24 protein-coding genes are annotated in these 24,655 nt (G+C 37.1%); 15 read left to right on the top strand and 9 right to left on the bottom strand.

What is annotated here, in order from left to right; genetic code table 11:
• Positions 1-58: 58 nt before the first annotated feature.
• Positions 59-820, bottom strand: a complete 762-nt coding sequence (locus AAJG31_RS09365; protein ID WP_048391953.1) for a DeoR/GlpR family DNA-binding transcription regulator — start codon at positions 818-820, stop codon at positions 59-61.
• Between the two features lie 146 nt (positions 821-966).
• Between AAJG31_RS09365 and AAJG31_RS09360 the strand changes: the two genes are divergently transcribed.
• From AAJG31_RS09360 to phnX, 5 genes are read left to right on the top strand one after another with little or no spacing between them, the layout of a single operon-like run.
• On the top strand, positions 967-1,719 hold the full coding sequence (locus AAJG31_RS09360; RefSeq protein ID WP_048391952.1) for an ABC transporter ATP-binding protein: 753 nt from the start codon (positions 967-969) through the stop codon (positions 1,717-1,719).
• Positions 1,712-3,343, top strand: coding sequence for an ABC transporter permease subunit (locus AAJG31_RS09355; RefSeq protein WP_279494063.1), 1,632 nt, complete (start codon positions 1,712-1,714; stop codon positions 3,341-3,343). Before AAJG31_RS09360 ends, AAJG31_RS09355 begins: the two co-directional genes overlap by 8 nt.
• Positions 3,340-4,326: an extracellular solute-binding protein gene (locus AAJG31_RS09350; RefSeq protein WP_279494064.1), complete on the top strand. Its 987-nt coding sequence runs from the start codon at positions 3,340-3,342 to the stop codon at positions 4,324-4,326. The genes AAJG31_RS09355 and AAJG31_RS09350 overlap by 4 nt, the downstream gene beginning before the upstream one ends.
• 13 nt (positions 4,327-4,339) lie before the next feature.
• Positions 4,340-5,440 (top strand): 2-aminoethylphosphonate--pyruvate transaminase, encoded by a 1,101-nt coding sequence (gene phnW / locus AAJG31_RS09345; RefSeq protein ID WP_279494065.1) that lies wholly within the window; start codon positions 4,340-4,342, stop codon positions 5,438-5,440.
• Entirely contained in the window at positions 5,430-6,242 is an 813-nt protein-coding gene (phnX, locus tag AAJG31_RS09340) for a phosphonoacetaldehyde hydrolase (protein ID WP_279494067.1), read from the top strand. Before phnW ends, phnX begins: the two co-directional genes overlap by 11 nt.
• 41 nt (positions 6,243-6,283) lie before the next feature.
• Here phnX and def read toward each other — a convergent pair whose 3' ends face one another.
• Positions 6,284-6,841, bottom strand: coding sequence for a peptide deformylase (gene def, locus AAJG31_RS09335; protein WP_048391947.1), 558 nt, complete (start codon positions 6,839-6,841; stop codon positions 6,284-6,286).
• 394 nt (positions 6,842-7,235) lie between these two features.
• On the opposite strand from def, the gene pdhA reads away from it, so the two are divergent.
• The 5 genes from pdhA to AAJG31_RS09310 all read left to right on the top strand — a co-directional run bounded on the left by pdhA (position 7,236) and on the right by AAJG31_RS09310 (position 13,217).
• The gene (pdhA, locus tag AAJG31_RS09330) at positions 7,236-8,351 is read left to right on the top strand and encodes a pyruvate dehydrogenase (acetyl-transferring) E1 component subunit alpha (protein WP_004224731.1); all 1,116 of its coding nucleotides are present in this window, start codon (positions 7,236-7,238) and stop codon (positions 8,349-8,351) included.
• A 3-nt stretch (positions 8,352-8,354) separates the two neighbouring features.
• A complete protein-coding gene (locus tag AAJG31_RS09325; RefSeq protein ID WP_004224734.1) occupies positions 8,355-9,332 on the top strand; it encodes an alpha-ketoacid dehydrogenase subunit beta in 978 nt (325 codons plus the stop codon).
• A 47-nt stretch (positions 9,333-9,379) separates the two neighbouring features.
• Positions 9,380-10,741 carry a dihydrolipoamide acetyltransferase family protein gene (locus AAJG31_RS09320; protein WP_279494069.1) on the top strand — a complete coding sequence of 454 codons (1,362 nt, stop codon included), beginning with the start codon at positions 9,380-9,382 and terminating at the stop codon, positions 10,739-10,741.
• Between the two features lie 5 nt (positions 10,742-10,746).
• The gene (lpdA, locus tag AAJG31_RS09315) at positions 10,747-12,162 is read left to right on the top strand and encodes a dihydrolipoyl dehydrogenase (protein ID WP_004224738.1); all 1,416 of its coding nucleotides are present in this window, start codon (positions 10,747-10,749) and stop codon (positions 12,160-12,162) included.
• 272 nt (positions 12,163-12,434) lie between these two features.
• Positions 12,435-13,217 (top strand): SDR family oxidoreductase, encoded by a 783-nt coding sequence (locus AAJG31_RS09310; protein WP_279494071.1) that lies wholly within the window; start codon positions 12,435-12,437, stop codon positions 13,215-13,217.
• Positions 13,218-13,269: 52 nt separating this feature from the next.
• Here the strand turns inward: AAJG31_RS09310 and AAJG31_RS09305 are convergent, their stop codons facing one another.
• The 5 genes from AAJG31_RS09305 to AAJG31_RS09285 all read right to left on the bottom strand — a co-directional run bounded on the left by AAJG31_RS09305 (position 13,270) and on the right by AAJG31_RS09285 (position 18,860).
• The gene (locus tag AAJG31_RS09305) at positions 13,270-14,796 is read right to left on the bottom strand and encodes a tripartite tricarboxylate transporter permease (RefSeq protein ID WP_048391942.1); all 1,527 of its coding nucleotides are present in this window, start codon (positions 14,794-14,796) and stop codon (positions 13,270-13,272) included.
• A 15-nt stretch (positions 14,797-14,811) separates the two neighbouring features.
• Positions 14,812-15,288, bottom strand: coding sequence for a tripartite tricarboxylate transporter TctB family protein (locus AAJG31_RS09300; RefSeq protein WP_054549838.1), 477 nt, complete (start codon positions 15,286-15,288; stop codon positions 14,812-14,814).
• Between the two features lie 92 nt (positions 15,289-15,380).
• Positions 15,381-16,400, bottom strand: coding sequence for a tripartite tricarboxylate transporter substrate binding protein (locus AAJG31_RS09295; protein WP_279494073.1), 1,020 nt, complete (start codon positions 16,398-16,400; stop codon positions 15,381-15,383).
• Between the two features lie 125 nt (positions 16,401-16,525).
• On the bottom strand, positions 16,526-17,215 hold the full coding sequence (locus AAJG31_RS09290; protein ID WP_048391939.1) for a response regulator: 690 nt from the start codon (positions 17,213-17,215) through the stop codon (positions 16,526-16,528).
• Positions 17,202-18,860: a sensor histidine kinase gene (locus AAJG31_RS09285; RefSeq protein ID WP_279494074.1), complete on the bottom strand. Its 1,659-nt coding sequence runs from the start codon at positions 18,858-18,860 to the stop codon at positions 17,202-17,204. Before AAJG31_RS09285 ends, AAJG31_RS09290 begins: the two co-directional genes overlap by 14 nt.
• 282 nt (positions 18,861-19,142) lie before the next feature.
• Between AAJG31_RS09285 and AAJG31_RS09280 the strand changes: the two genes are divergently transcribed.
• Both AAJG31_RS09280 and AAJG31_RS09275 read left to right on the top strand, forming a co-directional pair.
• A complete protein-coding gene (locus AAJG31_RS09280) occupies positions 19,143-19,589 on the top strand; it encodes a CidA/LrgA family protein (protein ID WP_279494075.1) in 447 nt (148 codons plus the stop codon).
• Complete coding sequence (locus tag AAJG31_RS09275) at positions 19,582-20,259, top strand: LrgB family protein (RefSeq protein WP_115673804.1); 678 nt, start codon at positions 19,582-19,584, stop codon at positions 20,257-20,259. The genes AAJG31_RS09280 and AAJG31_RS09275 overlap by 8 nt, the downstream gene beginning before the upstream one ends.
• A 259-nt stretch (positions 20,260-20,518) precedes the next feature.
• On the opposite strand, the gene AAJG31_RS09270 is transcribed toward AAJG31_RS09275, so the two are convergent.
• On the bottom strand, positions 20,519-21,988 hold the full coding sequence (locus tag AAJG31_RS09270) for an aminotransferase class I/II-fold pyridoxal phosphate-dependent enzyme (protein ID WP_004224764.1): 1,470 nt from the start codon (positions 21,986-21,988) through the stop codon (positions 20,519-20,521).
• Positions 21,989-22,133: 145 nt separating this feature from the next.
• Here AAJG31_RS09270 and AAJG31_RS09265 point away from each other — a divergent pair, with 145 nt between their 5' ends.
• Positions 22,134-23,093, top strand: a complete 960-nt coding sequence (locus tag AAJG31_RS09265; RefSeq protein WP_048394725.1) for a nitronate monooxygenase family protein — start codon at positions 22,134-22,136, stop codon at positions 23,091-23,093.
• A 20-nt stretch (positions 23,094-23,113) separates the two neighbouring features.
• On the top strand, positions 23,114-23,401 hold the full coding sequence (locus AAJG31_RS09260; protein ID WP_054549842.1) for a UPF0223 family protein: 288 nt from the start codon (positions 23,114-23,116) through the stop codon (positions 23,399-23,401).
• A gap of 103 nt (positions 23,402-23,504) precedes the next feature.
• Here the strand turns inward: AAJG31_RS09260 and AAJG31_RS09255 are convergent, their stop codons facing one another.
• On the bottom strand, positions 23,505-24,131 hold the full coding sequence (locus tag AAJG31_RS09255) for a DUF1054 domain-containing protein (protein ID WP_279494076.1): 627 nt from the start codon (positions 24,129-24,131) through the stop codon (positions 23,505-23,507).
• 126 nt (positions 24,132-24,257) lie between these two features.
• On the opposite strand from AAJG31_RS09255, the gene AAJG31_RS09250 reads away from it, so the two are divergent.
• A complete protein-coding gene (locus AAJG31_RS09250; RefSeq protein WP_004224768.1) occupies positions 24,258-24,455 on the top strand; it encodes a hypothetical protein in 198 nt (65 codons plus the stop codon).
• Positions 24,456-24,655: the final 200 nt, after the last annotated feature.

Here is a 24,655-nt window from a genome sequence, read left to right as displayed (position 1 = left end):
AAATGAAAAACAACTAGTTGTGAAATTTACAACTAGTTGTTTTTTATTGATTAATGGTCTATGCCATATTGACGGTTTTTATTTGAACACCTTTTTCCGAAAAATGTTGAATCGTCTTTTTGGATAGTGCGTCATCTGTGATAATGACATCTACGTCATCCACTGGACAAACTTGAATCGCTACATCTTTATTAAATTTTGAGGAATCTGTAGCTACGTAGACTTTTTGAGAGATGGAAATAATTTGCTTTCTAGTAATCGCTTCATCCAAGCTAAAATCAGATATGCCTTTTTCAATTGAAACGCCACTAGCGCAAATAAAAGCTTTATTGATATTAAGATGCTCGAAGCGAAATAAAAATTCATTTGATGTCACTGATTTTTCAGAATGGCGTACTTTACCCCCAAGCAGTATAACCTCAATGTTAGAGCCGATTAGATCAAATGCTACAGGTAGTGAATTTGTCACCACTGTTAGTTTTTCCTTGTCCAATAAAAATGGTGTCATTTGATAGGTGGTTGTTCCACTATCAATGAAAATACATTCCCCATCTTGAACGAGCGAAGCACATGCTTTGGCAATGGCGATTTTCTCTGTTAACTGTTCGTGAAGTCGGTGATCAATTAGTCCTTCTACTGGCTCAATATATTTAACGCCCCCATAAAATTTTTCAATTTTTTTGTCTTGCATCAACTGTTGGACATCACGACGGATCGTTTCCATTGAAACGTTAAACTCTTTTGTAAGTGTTACTAATTTTACTACCTTATGTTGACGTATAAACTGCAAAATTTGGTGTTGCCTTTCTATCATATACATTTCATCACCTCTACTAGATATTTACTCAAAATAACCATAACTTTGTCAACAGTTGGTCAGAATTTACTCAACATTTACACAAATAAGCATTTTCCTTTACAAATAGTCTCTATACTGAAGCTAAGAACTGAGTGAGGTGACCCAATTTGTTAGAGCTAAAAAATATCTCAAAAAGCTATAAAAATAAAAAAGTTTTAGTAGATATCAATGTAACCGTCGAATCAGGTGAGATTATTTCTTTGCTAGGGCCGAGTGGCTGCGGTAAAACTACTTTGCTTAATATCATTTTAGGACTTGTAGATCCAACTGCTGGTCAGCTTGTCTACAATGGACAAGATATTTCCAAGCAATCAATGCAAGAAAGAGGATTTAATATAGTGTTTCAGGATTTTGCGTTATTTCCTCATTTAAATGCATACGACAATATCATTTATGGATTAAAAAATAAAAATGTGAAAATGTCCAAAGAGGAGATACAAGAATACATTGATTTTTTAGAGCTAGCTCCTCATTTGCATAAGAAGATTCATGAATTGTCTGGTGGGCAAAAACAACGCGTTTCCATTGCAAGAACACTCGTGATGCAACCTAAAATTCTATTATTAGACGAACCACTAAGTGCACTAGATGGCGTTATAAAGGAATCTATAAAGGAACGTATTAAATCCATCGCCCGTGAATTTAATTTGACGACGATTATCGTGACACATGATCCGGAAGAAGCCCTTACCTTATCGGATAAAGTCATCATTATTAATGAAGGTACAGTTGCTCAATTTGGCACACCTCATGAAATTGTTACAGCGCCAAAAAATCAATTTGTAGAAGATTTTATCTTAAGGCAGCTTCATATTAAGCGACATAACATCTATCAATTGTTTGGAGAAACATATGCTTAAAACGAATAAAATAATGAAATTAATTTTTCTACCGATTCTACTATTTTTTCTATTCTTTTTAATTGTGCCATTGCTTTATATGTTTTGGCAGTCATTCAAAATAGGCAATGTCGTTACCACTCAAAATTATATAGAAGCTTTACGGAATATCGAAATTCGTGAAGCTTTTACGAATAGTTTTAAAGTTTCTTTTGTAGCATCAGTGATTACAACCATTTTAGCCTTTTGGTTGGCCTATGCTGTTCATTTTACTACGATGCATCGCCATACAAAAAAGCTAGTTCAAATTGGAATTACCTTGCCGATGCTACTGCCAACCATCACCTATGGCTTTGTATTGATTTATACATTTGGGAATCAAGGAATTCTAACAAAACTAGTGGGGCAGCCTCTTTTTACAATCTATGGGTATAACGGCTTGGTGATCGGTTACGTCTTATACACATTACCAGTTGCTTTTATATTAATGCAAAACTCCATGCAATATATCGATAAACGTTTTTTACTTGTTTCAATATTAATGCATGATCAGCCAATGCGTCGTTTTTATCATACCGTATACCGTCCTATGGTTGGGTCAATTGGCGGGGCATTTATTTTAACATTTGTTTTAAGCTTCACAGACTTTGGAATCCCTGCATCGGTTGGTGGCAATTACAGGGTAATAGCTACTGAACTCTACCAAGCTATGTTAGGTTCCATTGTGCATTTTGAACGTGGAGCAGTCATTTCTGTGTTAATGCTAGTACCTGCTGTATTAGGTGTTGTCATGCTAACGATTTTAGAGCGCTTTAATTTTCAATATAAACAGGTTGGGCAAAGTGAACTTGTAAAGCATCGTTTACGAGACGCGCTATTTACAATTTATTCAATTCTCTGTGTAACAGCTGTATGTATTATTTTTTCAACCATGTTTATCGTGCCTTTTACCAAAGGCTATCCGTACGATTTCAGCTTTACATTAGAGCATGTTCAAAATGTACTCGCAGAGAAAGATTTAACAAAGGTTTACATCAATTCTCTCATCGTAGCGGTTCTAACAGCAATATTAGGTGTGGGCATAACATTTATGTCGGCGCTTCTTAATACAAGGACACCATTAAAGGGAAGAAAAAGCTTAGATGTAACTTCTATGATGACAAATACAGTTCCAGGTATGGTACTTGGATTATCCTACTTATTTTTCTTTAATGGAAGTTCTTTAAAGGGTACTTTTCTTATCATTATCGCATGTAATATCGTGCATTTTTTTACGACACCTTATTTAATGGCGAAAAATTCATTGCAAAAAATGGATCCTACGTGGGAAGTGACAGCTGAGCTGTTAAAGGATTCGTGGTTAAAAACCGTGATACGAATTATTTTACCGAATATTAGGCCAACGATTTATCAAATGTTTAGCTACTATTTTTTAAATGCGATGGTTACAGTCAGCGGTGTTATTTTTCTTGTCAGCACAAAGACAATGCTTGTATCGACAAGGATAAAAGAGCTACAGCATTTCGCAAAGTACACCGATATTTTTGTTTTATCGATATTCATTTTATGTACAAACCTCATTGTGAAATTAGGTTGTGATTATATAGCAGCACATAAAGAAAAAACGGAGGAGATTACAAAATGAAGAAGTCAACAGGCATGATGTTAGGGACAGTAAGTGCAGCAGCAGTCGTTTTAGCTGCATGTGGAGGAGTAGCAGCAGATTCCAAAGAGCAAGTCATCATTTATTCAAATGCTGATGATGAAGCTATTGAAGTGATGGAAACTACATTAGATGATAAAGGCTATAAAGGTAAGTATTTAATCCAGTCGTTTGGTACTTCTGAGTTAGGTGGCAAAATGATGGCGGAAGGGACAGATATTGAAGCAGATGTTGTAACAATGGCTTCTTATTTTATAGAAAGTGCACAAACCTCAAAATCTATGTTTGTGGATATTTCTTCAGACTTAAAGCCTCTTGATGGGAGTGTTACGTATGCATTACCGATTTTAGGCAATATAGGCTCTATCTTTATTAATACAGAGGTATTACAACAAAAGGGGCTATCTATTCCGAAATCCATTAAAGATTTGACGGACCCTGCCTATAAGGATTTAGTGTCATTCCCAAACATTATGGACTCCTCAACTGGGTGGCTTCTAGTACAAGCTATTATAAAGGAATATGGTGAAGAGGAAGGGGAAAAAGTTCTAGCCGAGTTAATTAAAAATGCAGGACCACATATTGAAAGTTCAGGCTCTGGCCCTATTAAAAAGGTGAAAACAGGAGAAGTTGCTACAGGCTTTGGTTTACGTATCCAAGCTATTGATGCCAAAAACGAAGGGTTACCGATTGATTATATTGACCCGACAGAAGGAAATTTCACTTTAACGGAATCTGTAGCTGTTGTAGATAAAGAAGGTGAGGAAGCATTAGCAAAAGAAATTGCAAAGGTAATTGCAACAGAGGCTCGTGATGGTCTTCTAGAGCAATATCCTGTAGCTCTATATGAAGGAGAACAAGTAAAGGACGAGCACGTTCCTACCTATTTGAAAAAATGGGATACTACCTTAACCGTAGATTTATTAGAAAAACACCAAGCCTTCTTTAAAGAAGCACAGCGATAAGGAGTTATAGCAGATGAGTAACTATAAATTATTGACGCCAGGTCCATTGACAACAACTGAAGCAGTGAAACGAGAAATGTTAAAAGATCGTTGTACATGGGATGACGATTATAAAAATGTGACACAAGTGATTCGTAAGCAACTCTTAAAATTAGCAAAAGTTGATGAAGCTGATTACACTACGGTACTAATGCAAGGAAGTGGAAGCTTTGTAGTAGAGTCTGTACTAACAACAGCAATTGGTGAAAATGATAAGGTGCTGATACTAACAAATGGTGCTTATGGTGAAAGAATTGTTGAAATGGCCAAAGCCTTAAAGTTACAGCATGTTGTTTATAGTGCTCCTTATGATGAACAGCCCTCCTTGTTAGAAGTTCAATCCTTCCTTAAAAGAGATAGGAGTATTACTCATGTAGCTCTCGTACATTGTGAGACGACTACTGGTATTTTAAATCCTATTAAAGAAATTGGGGAAGTTGTTCATTCGTTCAACAAAACGTTTATTGTGGATGCCATGAGTAGCTTTGGAGGCGTACCAATGGATTTATCAAGCTTGCATATTGATTTTTGTATTAGTAGTGCCAATAAATGTATTCAGGGTGTCCCAGGCTTTGGTTTTGTTATCGCGAATACAAGAGCACTGGAAAAATGTAAGGGACAAGCTCGAAGTGTTGCATTAGATTTGCATAGTCAGTGGGAAGTAATGAAGCAAGATGGGAAATGGCGTTTCACATCGCCTACACATGTAGTGGCAGCTTTTGCGAAGGCGCTTGAAGAGTTGAATGAAGAAGGCGGAATTCATGCCCGCTACAAACGCTATGCGTATAATAATCAACTACTTCGCTCTCGCTTGTCGGTGCTGGGATTTAAAGCGTATATTTCGGAGGAGCTTCAATCACCAATTATCACAACATTTTTATTCCCGTATAAAGAGTTTTCTTTTGAGCATTTTTATCAGGAAATAAAAAATGCAGGTTTCGTTATCTATCCAGGTAAGCTGACGGATGTCGATACATTCCGTATTGGCAATATTGGTGATATTCATGAGGAAGATATTCTTGCATTATGTGAAATCATTGAAAATTATATGGTGGTGAAAAACAATGAAAATTGAGACGGTTATTTTGGACTGGGCAGGCACTGCAGTTGACTTTGGTTGTTTTGCTCCTGTTAATGTTTTTTTAACAATTTTTGAAGATGCTGGTGTAATAGTTACACTGGAAGAGGCTCGTAAACCAATGGGGATGCTGAAAATTGATCATATACGCACCATGCTAGAAATGCCAAGAATTAAAGCAGCATGGCATCGTGTACATGGACAATCCTTTACTGAAAAGGATGTACATGTATTGTATAATCATTTTGAAACAAAATTAATGGAGTCTTTGGCGACCTATACAGATCCTATCCAGCACGTGAAAACAACAGTACAGCAATTAAGAGATGCAGGTATTCGAATAGGCTCTACAACTGGCTATACAGATGCAATGATGGAAGTAGTGACAAAGCATGCTGCTGACAAGGGCTATCAACCTGATTTTCTTGTAACACCAACACAGGTTGGTGATAAAGGGCGACCATATCCATATATGATTTTTAAAAATATGGAGGTATTAGGTTCGCAAGCGACGAAGCAAGTTGTGAAGGTTGGCGATACAACATCAGATATAAAGGAAGCCTTGAATGCAGGTGTTTGGGCTGTTGGCGTTATTATTGGAAGCTCAGAAATGGGACTATCCGAAGAAGAATTCAATGCCCTGTCTTCAGAAGAACAGCAACAAATCATAGAGAAAACAAAATGTGTTTTTGAAGAATCTGGCGCTCATTATACAATTGAAACAATGGCGGAGTTGCCAGCATTAATTGAAACGATCAATGCTCGGTTAAATATGGATAGACAATTAGAATGTAAATAATAATTAACCTCGGCAGAAGTAAAAAACTGCCGAGGTTGTTTTTAGTCGCGCTCATATGGGATTGAATCTGGTATTTCCGCAAATGGATTCTTTTCATTAATACGGTCATAAAACATAATGCCATTTAGATGATCTAATTCATGCTGAAAGGCAATAGCTGGCAAGCCCTTAAGGCGCATTTTTTTCTCTTCACCATCAATTGTTTTAAATTTTACTGTGATGCGTGCATGGCGAGGTACATACCCAGGGATATTACGGTCAACAGAAAGACATCCTTCTCCTGCTGATAGGTATGTGTTTTCAACAGAATGGCTAACGATCTTTGGATTTATGGCTACAAAGCTTAATTGTTCACCAGCCTCATCTTTTAAATGAAGAGCAAACATACGCTGTAAGCTATTTACCTGATTGGCAGCCAAACCAATGCCACTACGCAAATTATATTTTTCTGCCATTTCAGGATCTTGGCTGTTGATTAAATATTGAAGCATATCCTCAGCAAGCTTTCTTGTTTCTTCAGTTAAAGGGAATTTAACTTCCTCTGCTTTTGTGCGTAAAGTCGGATGACCTTCGCGGATAATATCATCCATTAAAATCATAATAGTAATCTTCCTTTCAACTTTGTAGTGCTTACTAATAAGTATACATCACGTTTTCGTACAATCCCATGAAAAAAGTCCTTATTTGAATATACTCAAAAAATTTTTCTAATGCTATTAGATTTTCGAGAATGGGGTATTCTACTAGGGGAAAACCTGTTGGAAAACGTAAGAGTTGTATGGTGTGAGTAAGGTGTTGTAATACAGAATTTGAATATTAGTAATACAGTATAGGACAGTTGTGTTTGATTGTTATTCTAGAAAAAATCTTTGTATATAGCAGTAATAGATGATTGACCGACAGTATTTTATTCAGTATACTGAGTGTCAAGAATAAGTTGTACTAGTTAAAAAGGTGATTTATTTTAATACAGCTGAAAGGGAGATGTGACAAATGAGCAAGAAAAACAATAATATTTTTGATGCTAAACAAACGCTAACTGAAATCGAAGATAAGTTTGAAATGTTTCAAATTTTGAATGAAGAAGGCGAAATTATAAATAAAGAGGCAGATCCGAAATTATCAGATGAGGAACTAGTTGAGTTAATGACACGTATGGTTTACACACGTATTTTAGATCAACGTTCAATCTCATTAAATCGTCAAGGACGTTTAGGCTTCTATGCACCGACTGCTGGTCAAGAAGCTTCACAACTTGCTTCTCACTTTGCATTAGAACAAGAAGATTGGATTTTACCAGGTTACCGTGATGTACCTCAAATTGTATGGCATGGCTTACCTCTTGAAAAAGCATTTTTATTCTCACGTGGTCACTTCATGGGGAATCAGGTTCCTGAAGGTGTAAACGTTTTAGCTCCACAAATTATTATTGGAGCACAATATATTCAAGCTGCTGGGGTAGCACTTGGTATTAAAAAACGCGGGAAAAAAGCTGTTGCAGTAACTTATACTGGTGACGGTGGTTCTTCTCAGGGAGACTTCTATGAAGGCATTAACTTTGCAGGTGCATTTAAATCTCCAGCAATCTTCATCGTACAAAATAACCAATATGCAATCTCAACACCTCGTGAATTGCAAACAGCTGCTAAAACAATTGCACAAAAAGGTGTAGCAGCAGGATTACCAAGTATTTTAGTAGATGGAATGGATGCGCTTGCAGTTTATGTAGCAACTCGTGATGCTCGTGAGCGCGCGGTTAATGGTGAAGGCCCAACATTAATTGAAACAATGTGTTACCGTTATGGTCCTCATACAATGGCTGGGGATGACCCAACTCGTTACCGTACTTCTGATACAGATAATGAATGGGCTCAAAAAGATCCTCTAGTTCGCTTCCGTAAATACCTAGAAGCAAAAGGTATATGGGATGAGAAAAAAGAAGAAGCAGTTATTGAGCGAGCAAAAGAAGAAATTAAAGAAGCAATCAAAAAAGCAGATGCTGCTCCAAAACAAAAAGTAACAGAATTAATGGAAAATATGTATAAAGGCGAAATGCCATCTAATCTAAAAGAACAGTATGAAATCTATAAAGAGAAGGAGTCGAAATAACCTATGGCACAAATGACGATGATTCAAGCAATTACAGATGCACTTCGCACAGAATTAAAGAATGATGAAAACGTTCTTGTATTCGGGGAAGATGTAGGTGTCAACGGTGGGGTATTCCGCGCGACAGAAGGCCTACAAAAAGAATTTGGGGTTGACCGCGTATTTGATACACCATTAGCAGAATCAGGTATTGGTGGCTTAGCAGTTGGCCTTTCTCTTCAAGGATTCCGTCCAGTTCCTGAAATTCAATTCTTTGGTTTCGTTTATGAAGTAATGGATTCAATTAGTGGCCAGCTAGCACGTATGAGCTACCGTAGTGGTGGCGTCTACAATGCTCCAGTAACAATCCGTTCACCATTTGGTGGTGGTGTGCACACACCTGAAATGCACTCAGATAGCTTAGAAAGCTTAATGACAGCACAACCAGGATTAACAGTTGTTGTTCCATCAACACCATATGATGCAAAAGGTTTACTTATTTCTTCTATTCGTAATGACAACCCAGTTATTTTCTTAGAGCATTTAAAACTATACCGTTCATTCCGTGAAGAAGTGCCTGAGGAAGCATACGAAATTCCACTAGGAAAAGCGGATGTAAAACGTGAAGGTACTGATTTAACAATTGTTGCTTACGGTTTAATGGTTCATGAAAGCTTAAAGGCTGCAGAAGAACTTGAAAAAGAAGGACATTCTGTAGAAGTAATTGACTTACGTACAATTCAACCAATCGATGTGGAAACAATTATCGCATCTGTTGAAAAAACAGGTCGTGCAATCGTTGTCCAAGAAGCTCAAAAACAAGCAGGTATCGCTGCGAACGTAGTAGCAGAAATTACAGAGCGTGCAATTCTAAGCTTAGAGGCTCCTGTTCTTCGTGTGGCTGCACCAGATACTGTGTACCCATTCCCACAAGCTGAAGGTGTTTGGTTACCAAACTACAAAGATGTAATGGAAACAGCGAAAAAAGTTTTAACATTCTAATAAAGCTTCTAAACTTGAACAACAGTAAATAGAAAGGATGGGTACACATGGCATTTGAATTCAGATTACCGGATATTGGCGAGGGTATTCACGAAGGCGAGATTGTGAAATGGTTCGTTAAAGCTGGAGATACAGTAAAAGAAGACGATATTCTTTGTGAAGTACAAAATGATAAAGCAGTAGTAGAAATCCCTTCACCAGTTGAAGGAACAGTAGAGGAAGTTTTAGTAGGAGAAGGAACAGTTGCCGTAGTTGGCGATGTTTTAATCCGATTAGACGCACCTGGCTATGAAGACTTAAAGCTAAAAGGTGACGATCATGCCGAAGCAAAAACAGAGGCACAAGTTCAAGCAACTGCTGAATCTGGTCAGAACGTAGAAAAAGCTCCTGCTAAAGAGGAAAAGGCACCAGAAAAAGCTCCCGAAAAAGCTCCCGAAAAAGCTCCAGAAAAAGTGGAGACAGTAGTTGATGAAACAAAACGTGTGATCGCGATGCCTTCTGTACGTAAATTTGCCCGTGATAACGATGTAAATATTCGTGAAGTGAAGGGTACAGGCAAAAACGGTCGAATCCTTAAAGAAGATATTGAAAACTTCTTAAAAGGTGGAGGCACTGTAGAGGCTGAAACTACAAATATCGAAACATCAGAAGATACAGTTCAACAAGAAACGTCTACACCAGCAGCACCAGTAGTTCTTGAGGGGGATTTCCCAGAGACTCGTGAAAAAATGTCAGGTATTCGAAAAGCGATTGCAAAAGCAATGGTACACTCGAAACAAACGGCTCCTCATGTTACACTAATGGATGAAGTCGATGTAACAGCTCTTGTAGCACATCGTAAAAAATTCAAAGATATCGCTGCCGAAAAAGGTGTTAAATTAACATACTTACCATATGTAGTGAAAGCACTTATTTCAACTTTACGCGAGTTCCCAGAATTTAATCGCTCTTTAGATGATGCAACACAAGAAATTATCCAAAAGCATTACTATAACATTGGTATTGCAGCAGATACTGAAAGAGGCTTACTAGTACCAGTTATTAAGCATGCAGATCGTAAATCTGTATTTGCAGTGTCTAATGAAATTAATGAATTAGCGACAAAAGCCCGTGAAGGTAAGCTAGCACCACATGAAATGAAAGGTGCTTCCATGTCCATTACGAATATTGGCTCTGCAGGAGGACAATGGTTTACACCAGTTATTAACCATCCTGAAGTAGCAATTCTAGGTATTGGTCGAATTTCAGAAAAACCTGTAATAAAAAATGGTGAAATTGTAGCCGCACCTGTGTTAGCATTATCATTGAGCTTTGATCATCGTATGATCGATGGAGCCACTGCGCAAAATGCTTTAAATCATTTAAAGCGTTTGTTAAGTGAGCCAGAATTATTATTAATGGAGGCGTAACAAAAATGGTAGTAGGAGATTTCCCAATCGAAACAGATACTCTTGTCATTGGTTCAGGTCCTGGAGGATATGTAGCAGCAATTCGTGCAGCTCAAACTGGCCAAAAAGTAACAATCGTTGAAAAAAATGTACTTGGTGGAGTGTGCTTAAACGTAGGTTGTATCCCATCAAAAGCATTAATTTCAGTAGGTCACCGTTTTGAGCAAGCTAAACATTCAGATGACATGGGAATCATCGCTTCTGATGTGAAATTAGACTTCTCAAAAGCACAAGCATTTAAAGACAGCGTTGTTAAGAAATTAACTGGCGGTGTTGAAGGCTTACTTAAAGGTAACAAAGTTGAAATAGTACAAGGTGAAGCTTATTTCGTTGACGCTCATTCAGTGCGTATCATCAATGGTGAATCTGCTCAAACTTACACATTTAACAATGTCATTATTGCAACAGGTTCTCGTCCAGTTGAAATTCCAACATTCAAATTCACTGATCGTGTATTAAATTCTACTGGTGCACTTTCTCTACAAGAAGTACCTGGTAAATTAGTTGTTATCGGTGGCGGTTATATTGGTACTGAGCTTGGATCAGCTTATGCGAACCTTGGCTCTCAAGTAACAATTATTGAAGGCGGAAAAGATATTTTAGCTGGCTTCGAAAAACAAATGACGCAAATCGTGAAAAAAGGCCTTAAAAAGAAAGGCGTTGAAATTGAAGTTAACGCATCTGCAAAAGGCGTAGAAGAAACTGAAAACGGCGTAGTAGTAACTTATGAAGTAGGCGGAGAAGAGAAAAAAGTTGAAGCTGATTACGTATTAGTTACTGTAGGACGTCGTCCAAATACAGATGAAATGGGCCTTGCTGAAATCGGAGTTGAATTCGGTGAACGTGGTCTAATCAATGTTGACAAACAATGTCGTACAAATATTCCAAACATCTATGCAATCGGTGATATCGTAGCAGGTCCACAACTTGCACATAAAGCATCTTACGAAGGTAAAGTTGCTGCTGAAGCAATTGCGGGTGAAAAATCAGTAGTTGATTATCTTGCTGTGCCGGCTGTATGTTTCACAGATCCAGAAATGGCGACAGTTGGTTACAACGAAGAACAAGCAAAAGCTGAAGGCATTGAATACACTGCAGCGAAATTCCCATTCGCAGCAAATGGTCGTGCTCTTGCATTAAACCAATCAGAAGGTTTCGTGAAACTTGTTGCTCGTAAAGAAGACGGCTTATTAATTGGTGCTCAAATCGTAGGTGCTGGTGCATCTGATATGATCGCTGAAATGGGCTTAGCAATTGAAGGCGGCATGACTGCTGAGGATATCGCATTAACAATTCACGCTCACCCAACATTAGGTGAAATTACAATGGAAACTGCTGAAGTATTACTTGGCAACCCAATCCACATTGTAGCGAAAAAATAATTTGAATAAAGGAGTGTAGATAAAGCGAGACATTCGCTTATCTACACTCTTTTTTTAGCCAATGTTTTATATGAACAATTAATTTTTCTATTAGCTTTTTCCTGTAACAGGCTTGAATGATAATGATAAGTAATAAGTAGCTCCTCATGGAAAATATTCAATTATTATAGCTTTTAAATCGTATTTCTACCTTTTACAAGCTCCTTTGATTATTCTGAATAATCGATAAATGCTATAATGATAGCATTGTAGAAAGTAAGGAGGATTTAATAATGGAGCTTAATTTAACGGGGAAAGTAGCAATTATAACAGGATCGAGTAAAGGAATTGGCTATTATACAGCCATGCAGCTTGTTAAAGAGGGTGCACAGGTTGTACTTTGCGCTCGTGGTGAAAAACAACTGCAAGTGGCTGCAGGATGCATAAAAAATGAAACAGGCGTAGATGTATTAATTGTTCCAACTGACATTACAAAAGAAAAAGATTGTAAGTATCTCATTGAGCGTACTGTAGAGCATTTTGGACGTGTGGATATTCTTATTAATAATGCTGGTACAGCTTCAGCGAATTCCTTTGAAACGGTGAGTAGTGAGCTGTGGCAGGCAGATTTAGATTTAAAGGTATTTGGAGCTATTCATTGTTCAAAATATGCTGCTCCATATATGCGAAAGGCTGGGGGCGGTGCAATCGTTAATGTGACTGCCGTGATGGCTAAAACTCCACCTGCAAGTTCACTTCCAACTACTGTAAGCCGTGCTGCGGGGCTTGCCTTGACAAAAGCGATGAGCAAGGATTTAGGGAAGGATAATATTCGAGTAAATTCTGTATGTATAGGACTTATTCGTAGTGATCAAATCGAAAAGAAATGGAAAAAGGAAGAACCAAATTTATCATGGGAAGAATATTCTCGTAAAGTGGGGCAAGTAATTCCGCTGGGTCGTGTAGGTGATACGCAAGAAGCAGCAAACGTTATCACTTTTTTAGTATCTGATGCGGCGAGCTATGTTACAGGTACAGCTGTTAATATTGATGGTGGCTCTGGTCACGCATTATAGAATAGTAAAAATCCACTATACTAATAGAAGTATAGTGGATTTTTAAGAATATTTATCCTTCTTCATTAATAAGAACATTTTTACCACGTATTTTCATAATCAGTGGTATAAGTAACCAAGAAATGGCAACCACTAAAAATAGTAATGATAAAGGCTTTGTTATAAAAATAGAAAAGTCTCCATTCGAAATGGTTAATGCACGGCGCATATTATTTTCAATCATCGGCCCTAGTACTAATGCAAGTACTAATGGAGCTACTGGGTAATCATTTTTAGCAAATAGATAACCAAGTACACCACAAGCTACTAATAAAAATAAATCAAACGTGGCGAATTGTACGGCATAAACTCCAAAAATTGAAATTGCAATAATAATAGGCAATAAATATTTTTTAGGTGTTTCGATGATTTTGGCAAAAATGCGGACCAAAGGCATATTTAATGCTAATAACATTAAATTTCCAATAAACATACTGGCAATTAATCCCCAAGCAACTTGTGGATGTTCATCAAATAATAATGGACCTGGCTGAATATTATACATAATAAGTGCACCCATTAAAATAGCAGTAGTACCTGAGCCGGGAATTCCTAAAGTTAGTAATGGGATCATTGCACCGCCTGATGCAGCATTGTTCGCTGATTCAGGTCCAGCTACACCCGCAATATGACCTTTTCCAAATTGCTCGGGTGTTTTACTGAATTTTTTCTCGGTAATATAAGAAAAGAATGAGGCAAGTGTTGCGCCTGCGCCGGGTAATACGCCGATGAAAAAGCCTAATAAGGAGCCGCGAGCAATAGGAACAGCACTATCCTTTAAATCTTGCTTTGTTGGTAATACACGATTAATTTTGGCTAATTGACCATCCTCTTCTTCTTTTTCAAGAATGGTTTTAAATACTTCGCCTAATGCAAATAAACCAACAGCGATGGTTAAAAATTCAATGCCAGAGAACAGCATTGGCTGACCAAATGTAAAACGTTCTATACCTGATACGGCATCAATACCAACTGTTCCGAGCATAAGCCCTAAAACAGTCATAATTAAAGCTTTGGTAATAGAACGTCCTGCTAGGCCACTTACTGCTGCAAGTCCTAATAACATCAAAGAAAAGTATTCTGCGGGTCCAAATTTAAGTGCTAATTTTGACAATGGATTAGCTAATAATATCAGACCTAGTAGTGCTACAACGCCTGCACAAAATGAGCCAATGGCCGCGATAGAAAGAGCACTTCCAGCACGACCTTGTTTAGCCATTTGATAGCCATCCAATGTTGTCACAACTGATGAGGATTCACCAGGCGTGTTTAATAGAATGGAAGTTGTTGATCCACCATACATGGCCCCATAGTATACCCCTGCAAGTAAAATAATTGAGCTGGTAGCGGCAGCCTCAGTAGGTAGTCCAGCTGTAATGGTTGCTGTAACGGGGATTAATAATGCAACTCCACTCATTGGACCTATACCTGGAAGTACACCAACTGCTGTACCAATTATGACACCAACAAGAGCGAATAAAAGGTTTTGCCATTGAAGGGCAACTGCAAATCCATCAGCTAAAAATTGCAATGTCGACATATGTTCACTCCTGTACTAAAAAATTGGGAAACTAGGCAATGACCCTCCTAGTAAACTTGTAAATAAATAATAGACGCCCAGTGAAAATCCAGCTGCAATAATAATTGAATAAATAAGTTTAGTACGTTCCATTGTTTGGAAACTAATACACAAAAATAAAAATGTTGTTATCATATAGCCAATTTTTTCAAGGAAAAATACATACGCAAGAGCGCTACCTAAAATAATTAAGAACTTTTTGAGCTCTGTTGAAGATATTTTAGAAGAAGTAGTTGGTCCTCCTGTGACTCGCTCTCTCACAGCTTTTTTCCATGATTCATAAAATAATTGAAGACTTAATAAACCTAAAATAATACCTAAACCTAATGGGAAAATTTTGGGACCAACTGTAGACCCATAAGCACTATCAGAAATCTGTGTTGCTTGAAAAATAAACAAAATACTAAGTGCTAAGAGGGTAATGCTAAATGTTTTATCAAATGTATAGCTCAACCGTTTTACACCTCCATTGAAAATAGATAAAGTTACACAAGTAGTTCTATATTTAATGGAAATACTTGTGCCTTTTTTAAAAAAACGATTCGTTATTTTTGCATACCAAGAGCTGTTAGTAGTTCAATGATTATTTTATTTTGACTGTCTAGATAAGCTGTAAATTCTTCCGCATTACGGTATTCTGCTTGCCAGCCATTACGTGTCACCTCAGCTTGCCATTCTTTTGATTCAGACATTGCCTGTAATTTTTCAGACCAATAGGCAATCGCATCTTCACTCATATTTTTTGGACCAAAGATACCACGCCAAATTGTAAACTCCTCATCAATACCGGCTTCTTTAAAAGTAGGAACCTCTGCTAGCTCACCTTCTAAGCGTTCAGAGGAACTGACAGCTAATACACGAACATCTCCGGATTTAACATAAGTAGCAATTGTGGAGGCATCTGTTGCAATTACATCCGCATTGCCACCTAATAATGCTGTAACTGCCTCACCGCCACCGTCATAAGAAACATATTTAATTGTTTTTAAGTCAATCCCCGCTTTATAAGCCGGGATAATTCCTACTAGATGATCCATCGAACCTGGTGCAGACCCACCTGCTAATGTGACATCTTTTGGTGAAGTTTTCATGGCATTTAAAACATCTGCAAGCGTTTGGAAAGGAGAATCCTTTTTAACAACGATTGCGCCATAGTCACGTGTTAATTGTGCTAAAGGTGTAGTATCCTTATAGCCAAATTTACTATTTCCTTCAGCCTTTTCATGATTTATAAGGATCGGTGGTGATTTAACCATTAATATATAATCATTATTGGCTTCCTTTGTAGCAAATGTTGCCATGAAGGCAGCACCACCACCACCTGGCTTATTCTCAACTTGAATCGCCTTATCAATCAACCCAGTATCACTCATTGTTTTTGCTACTGCACGAGCTGTTAAATCCCAGCCACCACCAGCACCTGATGGAGCAACAATGGTAATATTACTTTTTGGATAATCACTGGCATTCTTTCCCTCTGTTTTTTCTCCATTTGATGCTGAACAGCCAACCAAACTAGTAAATAGTAAGCCAGCTACCATTATTTTAGAAATGTTCCTCCACATAAAAATCCCCCTTAAAAATAAAATGGTAGCGCTATCAATTTAGCGCTACCCATACTATAACTTACTTCTCAATTTTGGAAATATTGTGATAATAATGTGGATTAACATCATTTTGTTCATAAAGTTTATGTGGAAATAAAGTATCGTCGTTCAGGACGCCCAACTGTACCATAAGTCAGTTCGGTATAGACCTGCTTTTGTGTAACTAAAAATTCTAAATAACGACGAGCGGTGGAACGGCTGACACCTATATTCTTTCCCAACAGCTCAGCTGTACTACCATTCTCCATTATACTTAAATGGTTGATAACATGATTCATTGTTGTTGGATCTATCCCTTTTGGTAATAATAACGGTGTTTCTTGAAGGGGGGATGAACCTGCTTTTGGCCAAAGGTATTGAATTTTTTCATGTGTAAATTTCTCATTATTTTTCAGCAATAGATACTTGTAACGGAATTTTTCTATACTCTCTTTTAGCTGTTCGAATGTAAATGGCTTTAAAATGTAATCAGTAACATTTTTCTGATAAGCTTTCTGTACTATATGTGCCTCTGTAGCTGCGGTAATCAAAATAATACTACTTGTTGGGCTCACTTCTTGGATTTTATCAATTAAATCTACTCCCAGTATATCTGGCAAAAAGACATCGAGTAATATAAGGTGTGGTGAAAATGATTGAAGCCAATCTAAAGCTTCTTCTCCCGTACTTGCCCGTGCAATTACTGTAAAGCCTTCAATTTTTTCTAAAAAACGACAATGTACATCTGCTACACGTACATCATCTTCAATTACTAGCACTTCAATATTGTTCATGGATCATAGTCCCCCTTTTGCTAATAGATACGATAAATAGGGCACCTCCTAAATCTCCTTCTTCAAGAGCAAGAGTACCGTTTAAATCATGGATACTGGAAATGACTTTCCTTAATCCATAGCCTCGATGCTTACTATCTTTCGTAGAAATATTTTCTGAAAATAGCACGTCTAGTTTTTCTTGTGCAAAACCTTGTCCCGAGTCCTCGACCTCAAAGATGATTTCCTCTCCATTATCAAATATAAAAAGCCTAATAATTGGTTGTCGCTCTTTGTTTTTTTCAACCTCTTCAAAAGCATTGGTTAATAAATTTCCAATAATAGAAATAATTAGGCTTTTTTCGATGCTTTCAGGGAATGTTTCTAAATAACTATCCTCATCAAAAATCAACTTGATTTTTAATTCACGTGCACGATTAAAAAATCCGATAATTAAACCATTTAAAAATGGGTCCTTTACACGCTTTGTTATAAATTGGGTTAGAGAAGAATGTCCTTGTACCTCTTTATGAATAATAGATAGTGCTTCATCAGATGCATTTAATTGAATAAGGCCTGATATTGTGTAAAGGACATTATTAAACTCATGTGTTTGAGCACGTAAAGCTTCCGTATATTGCTTTACTTGTGATAATTCGATAGCCATTTGTTCTATTTCTGATTGTAATCGGAAACTTGCAACTGCGCCGACAACTTTATCATTCACCTTCATAGGTACACGGTTAACAATAATTTCATGACCATTAACAATCATCAATTTATCAAGTTGTTTTTCACCCTTCATTAATACGTTTAGCAGATGTGTGTTTGGTATATGCTCTTCTATATTATCGCCCATGATAGAAGCTGAATCCGTTAAATGTAAGATTTTCGCGGCAGCATTGTTTAGGGTCGTAATTTCACCTTTCTGATTTACCGTAATAATAGCTTCACGGACTGATTCAATTAAAGTATTTTTTTCTGTTAATAGACTGGCAATTTCACTTGGCTCCAGATTAAAAATTTGCTTTTTAATGTTTCGGGATAAAAAAATAGAGCCGATAATACCAATGCCTAGTGCAATAACCATCGTATAAAAAATATTATCAAGGTATAAAAAATATAAGCGATCTAATTCACTTGTTAAGTAACCAATTGAAACAACACCAATAATCGATCCATTTGAGTCTAAGATAGGTGCTTTCCCACGAATGGATTGTCCCATTGAACCATTTGCAATGGAAATATAAGACTCACCGTTGATTAATGCTCGGTCATTATCATCTCCGACCATCGATTTACCAATACGGTCAGCGATAGGATGGGTGTAGCGTATACCATTTTTATCTCCTATTACAACATAAGTAGTTTTTGCAGCAAGCATAATCTCTTTGCTAATTTTTTGCAGACTTTCGGAAGGGTTATTTGTATGAAACGCTTCAATTACATCACCCCTGCTAGCCGTTGTTTCCGCCAAATATAGTGCCCGGTTTCCAATTTGTGTTTGCAATGCATCAGATATGGTCATATAAAAGAGGATGCCTGCTAAAATAACAATAATAAAAATTAAAAAACTGCTGTAATAGGCAAAGCGGGCTTGGAGTGTTAATGTTTTAAAGATAATAGTGAATCCCACCTTTGTGTTTATTCTAGAAATTTTAGTCATTGATAATACTAGTAATCTTTTGTAATTTTCGATTATATAAAAAAATTTCGAAATTTGCTAGATGATCATTAAAAAAGTGATTTGAAGTGGATAGGCACAATATAAAAAAGTTGATAAGTCATAATGATAAAAAGTGAAGTTCTTATAGAATAGGACTTTTAATACTGTTTCATAGAATTGCTTGGATATTTCGGTATTTGATTATTATTTTTCTAAAATTACAATAGACAGAAAATTCCTACAGATGTAGAATGAACGATATAGGGGGTGAAAAGTGGCGAAATGTTGAACGAAAATTTTGCTACGTTGTTGTTACGAGCTGTTCGGATTATTGTGCAAATCGGTATACTTACTATTTTCTATTACATGGGGGTTGGTTTTGTTTCTTATCTGCACATACCTCTTCCAGGAAGCGTTATTGGCTTACTTTTATTAGCACTTTCACTCAATTTTAAAATTATTAAGGTCGAATATATACAAGATGGAGCAGGTTTTTTAATTGGCATCTTAACGTTGTTTTTCATTCCAGCAACTGTAGGTGTTATTGATTATCCAGAGCTCATGACATTCACTGGTCTGCTCATCATTTTAGCAGTTATTGCTAGTACATTAATCTCTATTTATGTAACAGGATTGCTGACACAACTCATTGAAAAAAGAGAACTGGCCAAAAAAGAAAGCTCAAAGCCTAATGTGGAAGAAGGAAAGGGGGAATTAACTGTTGATTGAAGTAACGGTTGTCCTTAGCACCATCATCATGTTTATTTTATTTACAAAGCTCTATCAACGATTTCCTCATCCTATCATGATTCCCTTGGTCACGACTACGATTGTCAGTGCAATGATTTTACTTGTATTTGATATTCCTTATTCAACTTATATGCAAGGTGGGGAATGGCTTCAGAAAATGCTTGGGCCTGCTGTTGTGGCACTTGCATATCCTCTCTATAATCAACGAGCTATTATTATGAAATATAAGTATTCTATTTTATCAGGACTTCTAATCGGCATGATAACAGGCTTAGTGACAATTTTTGTGTTACTAAAATGGATCGGTGTAGAACCTAGCTGGATGCTGACAGCCTTACCTAAATCGTTAACAACGCCTGTTGGAATGCAGGTGAGCGAAACGATTGGGGGCATTCCTCCTTTAACGGCTGTTTTCGTCATGATTGCAGGGTTTGTAGGGGCCATTATCGGACCATTAGTCATTAAGTATGGCAAAATTGACTCTGCCGTGAGTAGGGGAGTGGCAGTAGGAAGTGCCTCACATGGGGTAGGTCTTGTGAAATTAAGAGAATATGGGGAACAGGAATTATCAGTTGGTTCCTTATCAATGGGTTTAACGGCTATTATCGGAGCCTTCTTCTGCCCTTTATTTGTGTATTTATTTTTATAATAGAATGGTGCTTTATAGAAAAAGGAGCTGTCTCAAAAAAGATAGGAAACAACCCTTTTGTTTTAAATAAATGGTTATTTCTAGAAGCAATTATTCATTGTGAAAATGAAATGAAAAAAACTTCAGATAATATTCTATTATAACTATTTTGTAATGAAGAGAATGTTTTCTGGTTGTGTTCAAGAAGAAGAATATACTCACATCTGTATTTATAAATATAAAAGCTAGCCCTTCTTATTGAAGAGCTAGCTTATATTTTTTAGAAAATTGGCTTACGTTCTTTGATAACACGAATTGTTTTTAATGTTGTATCCTCTGGTCCTTGAACGGGTAAACCTGCTTCAATATTCATTTGAATATAATGAATATTTTCTTGAGTAATTATTTCCCCGGGAATAAAAATAGGAATTCCGGGAGGATACACCATAATAAATTCTGCACAAATACAGTTATCTGCTTCTGCAAGTGGAACGACTTCTGTATCTGCATAAAAAGCATCACGTGGAGACATAGCAAGAGCTGGAATTTCTGGCACGTTTACCAAAGCCTCTGTTATAGCCGCTTCAGAATCAAATGCTTTTGACATACGAGTTAACGCATTTATTAAAAGATTAATTTCCTTTTTTGTATCTCCTAAAGTCACTAAACATAAGATATTATAAAGGTCAGACAATTCGACTTCAATATTGGCATTATAACGCAACCATTCCTCAGCTCGATGACCAGAAATACCTAAATCTTTCACACTAATCAGAAGTTTTAATGGATCCATATCATAAGTTGCAGAAGAATGTAACTTTTCCTTACCTGCGCACTTTAAATGTGGTATTTGATTGATGCGTTTACGAGCATCCTTTGCTAAACGTAATGCATCGTCAATTAAATCGTATCCATGAATGGCTAACTGACGTCGAGCTGTGTCAAGTGAAGCAAGTAATGGATAGGATGTCGATGTAGTTGTTAACATAGAAAATACAGCTTGTACACGTTTTGCAGAAACAAGACCCTCACGTACATTTAAAATAGACGTTTGTGTCATGGAGCCACCAAGCTTATGAACGCTTGTTGCTGCCATGTCAGCACCTGCTTCCATAGCTGAATATGGAAGGTCATCATGGAATTTTATGTGTACACCATGCGCTTCATCTACTACTACCGGAATATTACGGTCATGAGCAATCTCCACAATACGCTTTAAATCAGCTGTAAAGCCAAAATATGTTGGATTAATAACAAGTACTGCCTTTGTATCTGGGTAAGCATTTAATGCTTTTTCAACAGCTTCAGGAGATATGCCATGAGAAATCCCATATTCGCTGTCAACTTCAGGATGAATAAAAATTGGAATGGCACCAGCGAATACAATCGCCGACATAATAGATTTATGAACATTCCGTGGCACTAGAATTTTATCACCTGGACCGACGACGGTCAGAATCATCGTCATGATGGCGCCACTAGTACCTTGAACGGAAAAGAATGTATGATCAGCACCAAAGGCTTCAGCTGCTAAGTTTTGCGCTTCTTTTATAGCACCCTTTGGTGAATGTAAATCGTCTAGTGGAGCAATATTAATTAAATCAATTGATAAAACGTTGTCGCCGACGAATTCTCGGAAAGCAGGATCCATTCCTTGCCCTTTCTTATGGCCTGGAATATGGAACTGAATGGGATGTCTGTTCCGATGTTTTAATAATACGTCGAACAATGGAGTCTCTAATTGTGACAACGCAGGTACCACCTCACTTTATAATATCTAAGAAAACAAATGAATTATAGCACCTAACGACACGAAAAAATAGGCTTTTCCTAAAAAATAAAAGGATTTTTTTCAGGATACCGAGAAAATAGTATTGAACGAAAGGGGAGGTACTATGAATTGGAATACACGTGTGACGGATCTTTTACAGGTTAAATATCCAATTATTCAAGGGGGATTAGCCTATTTAGCATATGCTGATTTAGCCGCAGCTGTGTCGAATGCTGGTGGTTTAGGGCAAATAACGGCTATGAGTTTACGAGATCCTGAATTATTACGAGCAGAGATCCATAAGGTACGAACATTAACAGATAAACCATTTGGCGTAAATTTTGCGATTGGCATGCATGGTACAGGCTATGAGGATATGGTGCGCGTTGCAATCGAAGAAGAAGTTCCAGTTGTTACAATGACAGGGGGAAATCCAGCGCCTATATTTAATTTACTGGCAGGCACAGCTATAAAAAAATTAGTCCTTGTAGCTGCTCGTAGACAAGCTCAAAAGGCTGAACAGCTTGGAGCAGATGCTGTAATGGTTGTGGGTCAAGAGGGTGGCGGTCATCTTGGGCGTGATGATGTCGGTACAATGGTTCTTGTTCCCCAGGTGGTTGATAGTGTTAGTATTCCTGTCATTGCTTCAGGTGGAATTGGTGATGGACGCGGCTGGATGGCTGCTCAAGCATTGGGAGCTGAAGGCATTGAAATGGGCACTCGTTTTATAGCAACACGAGAGTGTGTTGATGCTTCTGAGGCTTATAAAGAGGCACTAGTTGCAAGTACTGAGGCAGATACAACCATTATTAAGCGCTCAATTGGTGCGCCGGCTCGTGCATTACGCAATGACTTTACTACAAAGATTTTGGAAATTGAGGAAAAAACACCAACATATGAGGCGTTGAAAGAATATATAAGTGGTTCAGCAAATAAACGCTTTATTTATGATGGTGATAAGGAACAGGGTTTTGGCTGGGCTGGACAAGTGACCGGAATGATTCACGATATCCCAACCGTTGATGACCTTATTAAGCGAATGGTTGCAGAAGCTGAAAGTATACGGTTAAAATGGGGGCAATAACGTAAAGGTGGTTTTGTCGAATGGAATACTCTTATCCGTTTTCAACTGATTGGTCCACAGAGGAGATTGTGGATGTTGTTCAATTCTTTGAGGGAATTGAGAAAGCTTATGAAAAAGGCATCAAGCGTGAAGTTATGCTAGCTAAATATCGACGCTTTAAAGAGATTGTTCCTTCCCAAGCAGAGGAAAAATCAATTTTTCGCGAATTTGAAGAGGCGAGTGGCTACATTAGCTATCCAGTTGTAAAACAAACAAAGGAAGCCGAAGATGGGATGATTATAAAAGTTACCCCAAGAAATGGCCATTAAAAAAGTGGATGTGAGATCAACTCACATCCACTCTTTATTTTTTTGTGTTAAAAAACGACATATTGCATAAACTACATCAATAAAAAAACTTTATAAGGTTAGCTTATTTTCCAACAATAATGTTGTAAAGAGGAAGTAAGCTGTTAAATGTGTCTTCTGTTAATTGATGTAATTCGCTTGCTGTTAGTTTGGTTGCTTGTTCTTTTGGAATATGACGGCCAATTAAAAACTCACCCTTTTTGACATCTCGTAGGCGAATAAGCATTTCTTCAAGCTTGTCTTCTTTTGCCACTTCGAGAGAAACGGCCTCAGGGGACATATGATCTCCTGACACGATAAAATCATCTGGAAGCTGCTCAATTAAAGATTTATGAGCTAGTAAACGCTCAGCCATAACATTTTTTTGAGGGGCTTCATAAATAATAGCTAAGACGATGAATAAATGTGTGCGCCATAGACCAATCTGAAAGTGAGGCAATGATTTATAACCTCTTTTATAAGGGGCGAAGGCAACCCAACTATCTTTTGGAGGGTTAACAGTTCTTCGAGCATGTTTAGCCACATGCGGGAAGAATTCTTCACCTAATTGGCTAGAGAAAAATGCAGAAAAATCTTCACCTAGCTGATTGAATTTTGGACGTACATGTAAATTTAAAGCATCCATTCTTTGTTCTAAACCGTCTATTGTAAAAACCTTAAAGTCTTTGTTTGTCCACTTTATTTTTGGCAATTTTATTTTACTCCTTTCGTTTTATAAGGTTTATTTTACGCTGAATTTGGGAAAAAATCTTATAACAAGAACTTTATCAAATGAGTAAAGTTTTTGTGAAAAAATTAAAAAAAGGAAGTGTTTTTTATGAAACCATTCGTAAAAATTATACGTAAAGTTGACATTGAAAAGCAATATGAGCACATTTTACAATTAGAATTAGATTATGAATTAGCTTCACTTTTTGCAGCAATGAATGAAAAAAATGACATGGAAATTGAAAAAAGTAAAAAACGTCTGGCAGAAATTCAGATGGAACTTGAAAGTTTGCACGCCTATGCGTAATCAAAATCTAATACCCATTTAAAAAATCACTTGCTGAATATTCCGACAGCAGGTGATTTTTATTGTGACAAAGGGTAAAATAGAAATTATATCATAAGGTAGTACTAGGTTTTATATAGCAAAAGTTGTGAAGTAGTGGGAAAAGGCATCATAAACATACGAGAGCGATTAATATAAAAGGCCTTTTCTTATATTCGAAG

It is taken from the genome of Lysinibacillus sp. BS3 (genome assembly GCF_039614735.1).
GTDB lineage: Bacteria > Bacillota > Bacilli > Bacillales_A > Planococcaceae > Lysinibacillus > Lysinibacillus capsici.
Note: the sequence above shows the minus strand (reverse complement) of the source record. Positions and strands in the feature narration are given on the sequence as shown.